At 65.1% G+C, this 13,309-nt stretch carries 8 protein-coding genes and 1 pseudogene; 7 read left to right on the top strand and 2 right to left on the bottom strand.

Features of this window, described 5'->3' with window-relative positions; genetic code table 11:
* Positions 1–48: 48 nt before the first annotated feature.
* Positions 49–585 (bottom strand): annotated as a pseudogene (locus tag V7787_RS53150) (ESPR-type extended signal peptide-containing protein); the annotation flags it as partial.
* 703 nt (positions 586–1,288) lie between these two features.
* Here V7787_RS53150 and V7787_RS26630 point away from each other — a divergent pair.
* Both V7787_RS26630 and V7787_RS26625 read left to right on the top strand, forming a co-directional pair.
* Positions 1,289–1,690: a hypothetical protein gene (locus V7787_RS26630; protein ID WP_336090223.1), complete on the top strand. Its 402-nt coding sequence runs from the start codon at positions 1,289–1,291 to the stop codon at positions 1,688–1,690.
* A 148-nt stretch (positions 1,691–1,838) separates the two neighbouring features.
* Positions 1,839–2,741: a hypothetical protein gene (locus tag V7787_RS26625; protein WP_336090221.1), complete on the top strand. Its 903-nt coding sequence runs from the start codon at positions 1,839–1,841 to the stop codon at positions 2,739–2,741.
* A gap of 26 nt (positions 2,742–2,767) precedes the next feature.
* Here the strand turns inward: V7787_RS26625 and V7787_RS26620 are convergent, their stop codons facing one another.
* A complete protein-coding gene (locus V7787_RS26620; protein WP_336090219.1) occupies positions 2,768–5,704 on the bottom strand; it encodes a winged helix-turn-helix domain-containing protein in 2,937 nt (978 codons plus the stop codon).
* 962 nt (positions 5,705–6,666) lie between these two features.
* Between V7787_RS26620 and V7787_RS26615 the strand changes: the two genes are divergently transcribed.
* The 5 genes from V7787_RS26615 (at position 6,667) to V7787_RS26595 (ending at position 13,305) form a co-directional block, all read left to right on the top strand.
* The gene (locus V7787_RS26615; protein ID WP_336090217.1) at positions 6,667–7,488 is read left to right on the top strand and encodes a TetR/AcrR family transcriptional regulator; all 822 of its coding nucleotides are present in this window, start codon (positions 6,667–6,669) and stop codon (positions 7,486–7,488) included.
* Positions 7,489–7,693: 205 nt separating this feature from the next.
* The gene (locus tag V7787_RS26610; protein ID WP_336090215.1) at positions 7,694–8,269 is read left to right on the top strand and encodes an RNA polymerase sigma factor; all 576 of its coding nucleotides are present in this window, start codon (positions 7,694–7,696) and stop codon (positions 8,267–8,269) included.
* A gap of 139 nt (positions 8,270–8,408) precedes the next feature.
* Positions 8,409–9,485: a FecR family protein gene (locus V7787_RS26605; RefSeq protein ID WP_336090212.1), complete on the top strand. Its 1,077-nt coding sequence runs from the start codon at positions 8,409–8,411 to the stop codon at positions 9,483–9,485.
* A gap of 23 nt (positions 9,486–9,508) precedes the next feature.
* Positions 9,509–9,727, top strand: a complete 219-nt coding sequence (locus V7787_RS26600; RefSeq protein ID WP_336090210.1) for a hypothetical protein — start codon at positions 9,509–9,511, stop codon at positions 9,725–9,727.
* Positions 9,728–9,855: 128 nt separating this feature from the next.
* The gene (locus V7787_RS26595) at positions 9,856–13,305 is read left to right on the top strand and encodes a TonB-dependent receptor domain-containing protein (RefSeq protein ID WP_336090208.1); all 3,450 of its coding nucleotides are present in this window, start codon (positions 9,856–9,858) and stop codon (positions 13,303–13,305) included.
* Positions 13,306–13,309 lie beyond the last annotated feature (4 nt).

Genomic DNA, 13,309 nt, shown 5'->3' with positions numbered 1-13,309 from the left:
GCTCAAAGGATTGTTGCCATCGGTTCCCACCCCCCCCGCGCTACCTAACGCAACGCTGTTGCTCCCTGTCGCGACACTGCCGAAGCCGATGGCGGTCGCGCCGACGCCACTGGCATTGGTATCCAAACCCAGTGCGGTCGCCCACAGCTCATTGGCTTTGGCTTGGAACCCAAAGACAGACGCCCCGCGCGCCATTGCGTTGCTGAAGGTGCCGAAAGCGGTTCCTCCCCACCGGCTTGTCCCTGTGGTGGGAGTACCGACCTTCGCGCTGCAGCCAGCGACTAGATTGTAAGCACCAACAGAAGCGCTAGTCGTCTCATAGTCCTTGGCCGCGGCATTCGCAACGCCCGGATTATTTCTACCAACGACGACGTTGCCAACAGATTGCGCACAATCAGTGGTGCTATTAATTTCGCCCGCATGCGCGCCAAAGGCAGCTAAAAAAGTGGCAGGCGCAATCGCGAGCACGAGCGCGGGGGCGACCGAAGCTTTCCGCGATCGCTTCTTTCCACCCTTGGCCAGCTCGGACGCGACCACCCAAGTCCCGAGGCGCTTGCTCCACACCTTGCAGAAAATAAAATTCATCGGTTGTTCCCTAATCGCCGTATCGTTAAAAATCGATTTCGAAGTAATGAATACCGATCTCTGACCGATATTCGCCCGCGGTTAACCCGCCCTTTGAAAGGCGAACCGTGTAGTGGAGGGTTTTGAATGCCGACGCCGCGCCGGTGGATTAACCGGTTCGGCGCGTCCGCGACCGGATTCGAGGAATCCCCTTCGAATCGGCGGACGCCCGGCCCATCGGCCGCGTCGCTGTCCCTATGGCGGCCAGATTAGGAACCGCGGGCGGGCGCCGCATCTGAGCGATCTCAATTTTTTTCGATTGTTTCCGCAGCTTTACGGCGGCCGTCGGCGGCTGGTCTGAAGCCGCTCCGGCGGTCTCTCTTCGGGGACTGAGGCGAACGTAAGTGCGTATCAAGACACACAATATTTGTGATGTTCATCAAATTACATCTACGCCAAATGTCACTCAAAAAGGAGATGGGAGGCGTCTTTTGGCGCCCTGAGAGAAAAATTGAGATTTCTCTGCAAGCGGCCGACAGCGAAATCGCAGCTACTGAGAGCCGATGCCGTCGCCTCTCGCCCGAGGCCGGCCGAGCCAGCCGGCTCGCACCCGATCCGCCGTCCCTCGCCCCTTCCGGCCGGAACATCGCGCTCCTTCCAGGCAGTCCCAGACGGCATGCGGCCGGCCCCGAGGCATGGCCGCCCCCAACGACTTGAGAACGTCATGACCGAAACCGACTTCGAACGCTTCCTAGATACCCTGCGGATACCCGGAACCCTGCACATTTCCCCGAAACGGGTGGTCGCGGTTCTGGGAATCCGGGCCAAGCAACTGGCCGCGATTTCCAATCCGCAGGGTAATGTGGTCATACGCAACGATCACGGCACCGCGAGAATGCAAGTGGTGCTGCGCGATCTGGTGCGCATTTTATCGGCGGTACGCGCCAATCACGAAGCGCCCGAGCAAATGCTGTATTGGCTGATGAATTATCCGATTCCGCAGTTCTATTACCGCACCGCATTCGAAATGTACGCCGACGCCCGGACCGAGGAGGTGATCGCGGCGCTTTCGATCTTTCCGGCCAAAACGGCGAGCTCCGCCCACCGATATTCCAGCGCCACCTAGCACCGCCTCGCGGCCGGCGCGGCGAATATTCCCACCTCGATCCGAATCGCCGCATGCGCGCGACACGATGCATGTGTGACTGCGTTGCGGTGAATTCAACGCCGGCTTCTTAGCCTTGGTACGCGGCCGAACGATCGATCCGACTTTGATGGACGCGGGCTCGCCGCAGACCGGTGCGTCCGCCCCCTTCAGAGGTTCAACGATGAAAACCGCAGCCCTTATCGCCGCAAGCGCGCTGGCCTTGGCGATCGCCTTCGGCGCCGGCGCCAAGAATTCCGACGCCGCGCGCCGGAACACCGAAGTCAGCATGGTCGTACGCGGACACGCGCGCCTGAATCCCGACGGCGACATCCAAAGCATCGCCATCGAGCGAGAGCAAAAGGTGCCCGCACCGGTGGTCGCTCTGATTCGCGATTCGGTGACGCAATGGCGGATCGAACCGACCCAGCAAGACGGCGAGGCAACCACCGGCCCGCTGAAGCTCACCGCGCGCGTGGTAGGCCGGATGCAAGACGACCGCAATGTCGCGCTGAAGCTCAAGAGCGTGCATTTCGGCGAAGACCGCACCGACGTGGCTCCCAAGCCCGGCACGATGCGCAAACCTAGCTATCCCGCCGCGCTCGCCGGGACCAACGCCGCGGGCACCGCTTACGTCCTGGCGCGGTTGAATGCGAACGGCGAGGTGGACGAAGCGATGGTCGAGCAAGTCAATCTGAACGTGGTCGCCAGCGAAAAGAGGATGCAGGAAATCCGCGATGCCTTCGCCGCATCGGCGGTCGGCGCGATCAAGAAATGGAAGTTCATCGTAAGCGAGCAGTACCGCGCCGCGGACGCATCGCCGGTGACGGTACGCATTCCGGTCGGGTACGAAACCCCGCAGTTGCGTCTGCCGGGCTACGGGCAGTGGGAGGCTTATCTTCCCGGGCCGCGCGCGCGCGCGCCGTGGCTATCCCAGGACGCACGCTCGGCCGACGCCGACGTGGTTGCCGACGGCGATTTTCAGGTGGTCGGCAAAGAGCCCAGGCTGTTGAGCGCTCGTAGCGGCGAGTGATTCGGCCAGCGCCTGCGAGCGCTGGCTCAATGCGCTGCTTTAGTCTCGGCCGCGACCTGGACCCTGGGCGCGAGGTTCAACCAGGCCGCGTCGACTCCGCGCATGCCGGTGCGCGCCAGCAGCGCCTGGCGTTGCGCCTGGCTGCAATCCTCGCTCAGGGTGCCGGCTAGGAATAAGCCGTGGATTTCCAGCTCGAAGACGACATCGCCGTGCCGACGGGCCTGGCTGTGCAACGCACTGGCCAGGCTTCGCGCGCGCGCGTGGTCGCCGCTGCCCAGCGCGTCGGCGGCGGCCAGAAAATCGAGCCGGCGCACGATCAGCCAAGTGTCGGGGGCAAGCAGCGCGCGCGCGCGCGAGACCAACGCCCGGCTGCGCACCCAGTCGCCTTGCGCGGCGGCGTTTTCGGCTTGACCGGTAAGCGCCAAGGCGGCGATCAGGCCATAGCCGGCCGCCTCGGCCTGCGGCAACACTTGCTGGTAAATACGCTCGGACCGGTCGAGTTCGCCCAACACTGTCGCCAGTGAGGCGATACCCGCCGCCTCCACCCACGTGCTCGACCCCGCTATCACCAGGCGCTGTTCGGCCCGCGCCAACAGCGCCTTGGCCTCGGCGCGGTCGCCGTTGACCCGTTCGGTTTGGAGCCGACCGATCAGCGCTATTCGCTGCAGCTCATCGCGCTTGCCCTGCTCGCATTGATTCAAAGCGTCTAGCGCTTCGGCCGACCGTCCCATCGACAACAAGACTTCTTGAAGCGAGCATTTCACATTGATCCGCTGATCCGAATCGGCGCGCGCCGACGGTACCGCGGCCAAGCGCTGTTCAAGCCGGGTCAGCACCTGGATCGAGCCCGCATAGTCTCCGCGCATCGTGTGCACGGCCGACTCGTATTGCTGGGCTTGGATCGGCGCACAGCCCTGCTGATTGAGCCGCTTCACGGTTTCGATACGCGCTTGGGTGGCGCTCAAATCGCCTCGCAAGAAATCGTCGTAGACCAAGTTGAGCTCGACGCAGGCCAAAGAACGCAGATCGCCGGCGGCCGTGGCGACCGCACCGGCTTGTCGCAGCCATGAGCGAGAGCCGGCTATGTCGCCGCTGTTCCGGTCTTGCAAGGCGCGGGTGTTCAATATGCCGATTTCCAGGCGCCTGTAGCCGCCCGCGCTGGCCCGCGCGAGCAGCGCGTCCATCATCGCCCGATGCTCGGCGTTGGCGGGTGTCCCGGCGGCGATTTGCGCGCGCACGCGCGCTTGCAAGGCGCCGGTGGTATTGCCTGCCTTCTCGAACAGCTCCGCGGCGCGCTCGAATGCCGGCGACGCGCCGCGGTTGGGGGATAGCGCGGCATCGGCGCGCCCGATCCACATCAGCGCTTCGGCCTGCTCCAGCGTCCAACCTACCCCGCGCGCCAGCGACAGCGCCTGCTCGGCGGCCGCGCGCATACCCGTCGGCTCGGCCAACGCCGCATTGGCCTCGGCCAGCAGCAGACGTTTGCCGATGCGCCGGCCGATCGAGTCGCTGCCATCGACGGCGTCGGCCAGCAGCGGTATCGCGCCCTGGATGTCGCCGGAATTCAGCAGTTGCCGCGCGTACTCCATTCGCAACGCCGCATTGCCCGGATCGCGGCGGCGCAGAACCTCATACGCCTTCAGCGCCTCGCCCTCGCGCGAGGGATCCATCGACAGCGCCTGAGCGCGCATCAGTTCCAACGCCGGCGGCGGCGAATTGGCCAGCAGCTCGCGCGCCTGCTGCATATGCGCGACCGCCGATTTGGCCTGGGCCAGTTGGCTCTGCGCCTGCGCCAGTTGCAGATGCATCAAGCCGAAACCCGGCGCGCGGGCGAGCACATTCTGCCCTTGCGCTGTCACTGTCATCCAATCGCGCCGTTCCAAGGCTTGCGCCGCTTGCATATAGCCGCGCGCGGCCTCGGCATTGGCGCCCAACGCCGGCCACGGGCCGCGAACGTCGGGACGCAAGGCGGTCACGATCTGGCGCGACAACGCATCGACCAGACCCGGCATGTCCGCTTCGCGGCCCTCGACTTGCAGCTGCCGTTCCTCGCCGTCCTCGCGCAGGCGCGCATGCAGTTGGAGCTTGGCCGGGTCGCGCGAGGACGGCACCGACGACAGCAACACCACCCGCGCCGACGCCGGCACGTTGCCGGCGGCCAGATCGCTTTCGCTCAGCAGCACGGTGCCGGGCAAGCTGCCCAGCTTCCATGCCAGCCACTGCTCAAGCAGCTTCGCCGGCCAGCGCGCGCTGAGGTTCTGGTCTTCCACCACCACCAGCGCCACGGTCCGGTTGGCGCCATCGGCATGACGGCCGAACAGCCCTGCCGAGACGACCGCGATCGCCGCGACCGCGGCTGTCGCGGCGATCGCGAGCCACCACTTGCGCCTGCGCCGGGGAGCGGCGGTCCGCTCGTTGGGTATGAACTCATGCGTCGCGGCGGGTGCGTCGCCGGCTTGCACGGTCAACTCGCCATGAGACTGCTCGGCGGCGGCGGGCTCGAACGGTGAGGCCTGGTTGGAGAGCGGCGCGAATCGCCCGGCCGGTTCCGGCGGCGACGCGGGATCGGCCCGCACCGGGTTCGCCACCGTCTCGCCGAGACTCTGGCCTGCCAACGGCGATTGTTTATGCCATTGCAACGGCTCCGGCATTTCGAAGGCGTAGCCGCGCTTGGCCCGGGTACGCACCCAGTTCTTGCGCGGTTCGCCCAAGGCCTTGCGCAGCAACCAGATGCTCTGCGAGAGGTTGGCGTCTTCGACGATCATTCCCGCCCACAGGCGGTCGAACAATTCGCTGCGCGTATGCACCCGCTCGGGTTCGGCGAGAAACAACAGCAGCAAATCGAACACCCGTTGCGGCAGCTCGGTTTCGGCTTCGGGATGGATCGTGCGACGCGAGCGCAAATCGACGATCAGATCGGCCACTTGCAAATAGCGCGTATCGGCGGGCCACGGCATAGTCATTTCAGTGCACCTTGCGGGTGTGGCGTACGGCGCACGACTTGCGAGTACTTGACGGTAGCAGTGCTTGGAACATATTCAACTGTATGAATGTTGCGGCCGATGTGTGCGTACGGCTAGCGTATTGGCTTGAAAATCACGAAAAAAGAGCATTCGTACTCAGTATCGATGGGATGCCGGCCACCCAGCCGGCTACACGGCGCTGACCGATTCAGGCGCGTGCGGGCCGCGCTTTCCCGTCACGGCCGGATGGAATCGACCGCTACCAATCCCGATGCTCGGTAGCCGACCCCGCTAGGCGGCGATGCGCGCGCTATGAGTTCTCTCGCCATTGGCGATGAAAGCGATGCGCCTGGACGGTTCAGTCTGCGACGTTGCCGCCGACTCGGGCAGTGTCGCCTTGCGTTGCCGCCATGCAAGCGTCAGGGCGGCGCGATTCGACCTCGCCGATGGCGACCTTGCAGGCGACGGCCGCGGAAGCGGCGCCGGTGTCCGCCACCTCAAAATCCACATCGACTGAACTCCATTTATGCAGCGAAAATGGTACAGGGCTTGCTCGCGCGAATCTGTGCTTCGGTTTGGGCGCGGTTTAGCTTGGTGGCAGCGATCCGCACGACCGGCATTGCTGATTTGTTGCGACGGTGTTCGCCATTCCCGTGGCCGAAACACCGCTGCCGCGCGAATTCATCCGCGTATCCAAGTGTCCCGCCCCGACCGCGCCAGGCGCCGCGCGTCGCAGGCCCGGACCACTGCGCTCGGTCCAAAACCGGCCCCAACCACGCCGCTCAGCGGCGCCAGCGAAATAAATATCAAAACCGGTCACAAATATTGCGCCGCAGCGTGCATCGCCAATTGAGACGTGATTAGGCTAACGCCCGTTTCAATTCGGGTTTCAAACCATGAATTGGAGCAATCCCTCAGCCGCCCGCGCGACGGACCTGCGCGGTCAACCGTGGATACCTGCCGTGAATCATCACAGCGCTCATCCAGGCACCCACCCGGGCTCGACCCGGGGGCGGCTGCTTGAGGCGGCCGAGCTGTTGTTCATCAAGCACGGTTACGAGGGCATGTCGCTGCGCCAGATCACCAGCCACGCCAAGGTCAATCTGGCGGCGGTGAACTATCACTTCGGCAGCAAGGAGGCGCTGGTCCAGGAGCTGTTGTCGGCGCGGTTCGACCGGCTCAATCAGGAACGGCTGGCGTTGTTGTCGGTGTGCGAGCAGCGCTACGGCGAGTCGGCGCTGGACGCGTCGGCGGTGTTCGGGGTGTTGTTCGTGCCGGCGGTGCGGCTGAGCCGCGACAGCGCCGGCGGGGTCGCGTTCATGCGTCTGCTGGGCCGGGTCTACAGCGATCCATCGCAGTTCATCCGCGACTATCTGCACGAGCACTATCAGCCGATTTATGCGCGTTTCTTCGAGGCTTTCGCCCGCGCGCTGCCGCATTTGTCGCGCAACGAGTTGGGCATGCGCCTGCATTTCGCGCTCAAGGCCCTGGCCGGAGTGTTGGCCAGCGAGGACATGGACGAGTTGATCTCGACCATGTGCCTGGGCGAGCCGGTCAGCGATTGCCTGATGCTGGCGCGCTTGATCGCCTTCGTCTCGCCGATGCTGACCGCGCCGTTCGACAACGGCGAGCAGATTCTGGCGGTGGATCGGGTGATGTCGCTGGCGGCCAGCGCGGCGCAGGCGGCGGATTCGAAGTTGTTGGCCGAGGGCGAGTCGCCCTCGCCGCGCAAGTCGCGCGGCAGCGCGCCGATGTGGACCGGCAAGAACGTGGTGGAAGCATGAACACTCGCGGACGGCGCTTGGCGTTGGGGGACGCCGGCGCTCGGCTCGCGGCGGGGCCCGGCGCGGTATCGCCGCGCGGTCCCGTGGCAACGCAGCGCTCTCCCGGCGGCGGCATCGGGACGCTCGTAGGCGTCCCGGCGCGATAAACGCCACTTCGCCGGCCCCCGCGGCCAGCGCCATTCCATAGTGGTTTGGGGAACAGACAATGACCGATCCGGCGACATGGCCGCCCGAGTCCGCATCGCTAGCCGAGTACGGAGAGGACTGCGTCAACCAGTGGAATAACGTATCGCTGCGTTATCGCACTCCGCTGCGCGGCTTTTTCTCCAAGCGGGTCAAGGACGCGGCCGAGGTCGAGGATCTGACCCAGGAGGTGTTTCTGCACCTGATCCGGCGCGCCCGCGGCGGGCCGATCGAGCATGTCGAACAGTACGTGTTCCAGGTCGCGGCCAACACCTTGCGCGACTGGGGCCGGCGCCGGCGGGCCCGCAATCAGGACGCCCACGAATCTTTCGACGCACAAACCCACCAACCCGCTACGGATATTTCGCCCGAGCGCGTCTTACTGGGTAAGGAAGAGATCAAATTGGTCAACGACGTGCTGCGCGGACTGCCGGAACGGACCCGCGACGTGTTCGTGCTGCGGGCGTTGGAGAAGAAGAAATACGCGGAAATAGCGCTCATGATGGGTATATCGATACGCGCGACCGAGAAACACATGGCCAAGGCGCTGGCCCAGTTGGGCAGCGTCGTGGACCCGGCGGGGAAACGCGAGGGATGAGGCCGCCCGGTTACAGGGGGGCGGTTGCGATCTGTGCGCCGGTGCGCGGTTTCATTGCGCGTTCGGACACGGACCGGAACGCGGGGACGGATGCAACGTGGCGGTACGCCGGCCGGGTCTTGCTGAGAGGTCACACCAGATGAAATGCAAAATCTCGCCACTGAGGCCGGACACGGCGGAGCTCGCGCCGCACAGCGTGGAGGAAACCGCCGCGCTGTGGAGCGAGCGGCTGCGCGATGACGACGATCCGCGCACCCAGGCCGCGTTCGAGGCGTGGCTGGACCAGGCGCCGGAGCACACCGATGCCTTCGAGCGGGTGGAAGCCGCGCAGGCGCTGGTGTTCTCGCTGGCCGACAGTTCGGAAATGCAGGCGCTGCGCCGCGAAACCATGCAGCGGATGCTGCGCACGCGGCGCCGTTCGCTGATGTTGCGCGGCGGCGCCATCGCCGCGTCGCTGCTGGTGGCCACGGTGATCGGGGTGCTGCTGATCAATCCGCGCGGCTCGTGGCAAACGCCGGGCGAGGCGACGGTCGCGGACGCCGGCACGGTCTATCAAACCGGAGTCGGGCAACGCTCGGTGGTGACCCTGGACGACGGTTCGGTGGTCACCCTCAACACCGACAGCCGCATTTCCACTCATTACCAAGTCGGTCTGCGCGGGGTGACCCTGGAACGCGGGCAGGCCTTGTTCAAGGTGGCCAAGGACCGCAACCGTCCGTTCGTGGTCAGCGCCGCGGGGCGCCAAGTCACCGCGTTGGGCACCGAGTTCGATGTGTATCTGTCCAAGCGCGCGTTCGAGGTGACTTTGCTGGAAGGCCGGGTCACGGTGACCCGCGAAAGCGCGCCGGCTTCGCGCGGCATCGGCGCCGCGCCGGCGTTGGCGGAGCTGCAACCGGGCCAGCAGTTCGTGGCTTTGGCCAAGACCCAGCCGCAAGTGCGCGCGGCCGATGTGAAGCGCGTGGTCAGTTGGCGCCATGGTCAGATCGTGTTCGAGAACGAACGGTTGGAAGACGCCATCGTCGAAATGAACCGTTATTCGCGCCAGCAGATCGTGCTCAGCGACGAGCGTCTGGCCTCGCTGAAGATCAGCGGCGCGTTCAACACCGGCGACACCGGCACCTTCGTCGATGCGCTCACCGCGTACTTCCCGATCGAGCACAGCGCGCCGCAAGACGGCACCATCGTGTTGAAGCCGGCCGCGCCGTTGCGGGGTTGATCGGCGCAGGCCTCGCGCGGCCGATGCCCGCCGCATCGGCGCGCCGCGCCCGCGAGCGCGAACGATTGCGCTCGCGGCGCCTCGACAGTTGCAAGCGAATCGATTCCGCCGACGCAGCGGCACGCGCGCGAATGCGCCCGCTCGCCGCTGCGTTCGCGCGCCATGCCATCGCGCCGACACGCGCGCGCCGGATCGTTGGATCGATCGCGCCGGCGGCGATTGGTGCTGCACCGCAAAACTAAACTCGCGAGTTCAACAACCGACGCATGCATCGCGACATCGCATCGGCAGGTTCGGGTTTTCGAATCGGCCGCGTCTGTACTTACACAGGTCGCAGCCAAAGACGACCCGAAACCGGAGGGGAGAGCGAATGCATTTGCAAGACGACAAGCGGCCGCCCAAGCACACGATCCAGCAGCGCGTGATCAAGCCATGTGTGTTGTTCCTGGCCTTGCTGCCGTGCCTGGCGGCGTTGAGCCTCACCGCCCAGGCCGCGCAGGCCGCCGAGGGCACGGGCGCGACCGCCCGATTCGATATTCCGCAGCAAAAGCTCGGCACCGCGTTGTCCGAGTACGCGCGTCAAAGCGGCACCCAGTTGCTCTATTCGCCGGAACTGGCCGCGGGCAAGACCGCGCCGGCCGTACGCGGCGACAAGACCCCGCGGCAAGCGCTCGATGAGCTGCTCGCCGGCACCGGCCTGAACTATTCCACCAGCGCCTCCGGCGCGATCCTGATCGGCGACGCCGGCAGCGGCGGCGCCAGCGCCGGCGAGAGCGCGCAAGGCGGGGAGAAGCAGGGAAACGTGCAAGAGGTCGCCGAAACGCAGCCGACGGCGACCTCCCAAGAAACTCCGGCGGAGCCCACGGCGCCCGCAACGACGACAAACCCCGCTAAACGTTCCAGCGCCACCACCTTGGACACCATCGTGGTCACCGCGCAAAAGAAAGTCGAAAACATCCAGAAGGTGCCGATCTCGATCAGCGCCTTCGGCGGCAAGGACCTGGGCGACCGCAAGATCGAAACCGGCGGCGATCTGGTCACCGCCACGCCCAACGTCACCTTCTCCAAGACCAATTTCGCCAGCTACAACTTCCAGATCCGCGGCATCGGCACGCAGGCGCTGTCGGTGACCACCGACCCGGCCGTGGCGGTGAGCTTCAACAGCACGCCGCTGATCCGCAACCGGTTGTTCGAACAGGAATACCTGGACGTGGAACGGGTGGAGGTGCTGCGCGGCCCGCAAGGCACGCTGTACGGCCGCAACGCCACCGCCGGCGTGGTCAACATGATTCCGAACCTGGCCAACCCGGAAGCCTTCGAGGCCGACGTCAAGGGCGAAATCGGCAATTACGACACGCGCCGGGTCAGCGGCATGGTCAACGTGCCGCTCAGCGATACCTTCGCTTTCCGCCTGGCCGGCCAGTACACCAAGCGCGACGGCTACGACGAAAACACCGTCACCGGCAAGGACGTCAACGACCGCGATCTGCTGTCGGTGCGCACCTCGCTGGCGTTCAAGCCGACCGACAAGTTCAGCGCCAGTCTGGTCTGGGAGCATTTCCAGGAAGACGACAACCGCGCGCGCACCGGCAAGCAGCTGTGCCACAACGATCCGGGCCCGGTCACGATCGGTTCGACCACCGTCTCGGCGATCGACCGCAATTACATGAGCCAGGGCTGCAAGGACGGTTCGCTCTACGACGACGGCGCCTACGGCGTGCCCAACGGCGGCAGCATTCCCTTCATCCTCGGCGCGCAGTCGGCGCCGATCGGCTTTCTGTACGACGCCGACGGCAACTACGTCGACCTGGTCAACATCGTGCCGCGCGGCCTGGACCCGTACGGCGGCCTGACCCAGTCGCGCGATCTGCGCAAGATCGCCACCGACTACGACCCCAAGTTCAAGGCCACCAACGACGTCTTCCAGCTCAATCTGGACGCCGACATCAGCGACCACCTCAAGCTGGTGTCGCAGACGCTGTACACCCGCGATCAGTACTACTCGACCCAGGATTACGGCCGCTTCCAGTCGAAGAAGATCTTCCCCGACACCTCCAAGGGCGTGCAGGTGTTCGACCTGGACGGCAATCTGGTTCCGGCCTACAACGCCTTCCCGGGCGGGGTGTACTGCGATCCGCAACTGGGTTGCTCGGACCGCATGCTGATGGCGGATCTGGTCGATTCCGACAGCAAGCAGTGGTCGCAGGAATTCCGCCTGCAGTCTTCGTTCGACGGCCCGTTCAATTTCAGCGTCGGCGCCAACTACCTGGAATACAAGGTCGACGAAAGCTATTACGTGTTCAGCAATCTGATCACCGCCCTGGCCGATCTGTACTTCAACGGCACCGGCCCGGGCAATACGCCGGCCAAGTGCCCGGCCGGCAGCGCGACCCGTTTCGATACCAACCTGGGCGTCAACGTGCCCTGCGTCTACATCGATCCCAATCCGATCGGATCGATCGACGGCCAAGGCCATAACTACTTCCGCAGCCGCAACGTCGCCCAGACCAAGTCGGCGGCGATCTTCGGCGAAGGCTACTGGAAGCTCAGCGACACCTTGCGCCTGACCGCGGGCGTGCGTTTCACCAACGACCGCAAGATCACCACGCCCTACCCCAGCCAGACCCTGCTCAGCGATTCCACCGGCACCGCCGGCCTGCCGTTGTTCTTCGGCGGCTACGTCGGCTACGGCTATCCCTCGCTGCCCAAGATCACCCAGACCTGGAACGAGCCGACCGGCCGTTTGGTGCTGGACTGGTCGCCGGATCTGTCGTGGACCGACAGCACCATGTTCTACGCCTCGGCCTCGCGCGGCTACAAGGCCGGCGGCACCAACTCGCCCGGCATCGCCGCCAACCCGAAGGCGCTGACCTTCGAGCAGCGCAATCCCGAGTTCAAGCCCGAGTTCGTCAATGCCTTCGAAATGGGCATGAAGAACGTCATGGCCGGCGGCAAGTTCATCTTGAACGGCACCTTGTTCTACAACGACTACAAGGACTACCAGGTCTCGCAGATCCAGGACCGGGCGACGTTCAACGAGAACTTCGACGCCAAGACCTGGGGCGCGGAACTCGAAGCGGTGTGGCGTCCGACCGAGGCGTTCCAGCTCAGCGGCAACGTCGGCCTGTTGCGCACCCGGATCGGTTCGAACCAGTACTCCATCGACGTGATGGACCGCACCGGCGGCAATCCGGACTGGGTGGTGGTCAAGCCGTGGCTGCAGTTGGCCTCCAACTGCATCGCGCCGAAGAAGTACGTCGAAGCGGTGTTGCAAGGCAGCTATCCGCTCGACCCGCCGTTCAACAACGCCGCCAACATCCTCAACAGCTTCTGCGCGACCAACCTGCCGTTGGCCGGCGGCGGCTTCGGCCCCGGCGGCATCTACGACGGTTCCTACGGCTTCACTTACGACCCGGCCAAGGACGCGCCCAACGGCGGCGCCGGTTTCGCCAAGAACGTCGGCGGCAACGAGTTGCCCAACGCGCCGCACATCACCGTCAGCCTGAGCCCGCAGTACACCTTCATGACCGGCAACGGCGACTTCACCCTGCGCGCGGACCTGTACTACCAGGGTCCGAGCTGGGCGCGCATCTATCAGGACCGGATCGACCGCCTCAGCGATTGGGGCAACGTCAACGTGTCGCTGACCTGGTCGAAGATGGAAAGCGATCTGTCGGTGCAGCTGTACGTGAAGAACGCGCTCGGCGGAAAGGCCATCACCGGCACCTTCGTCAACAGCGACGACACCGGCCTGGGCAGCAATGTGTTCATCCAGGACCCGCGCATCATCGGTTTGTCGGTGCGCAAGGGATTTTTCTGAGTAA

The sequence above is a fragment of the Pseudomonas sp. CGJS7 genome (assembly GCF_036961695.1).
This window is presented reverse-complemented; position numbering and strand designations above follow the sequence as displayed.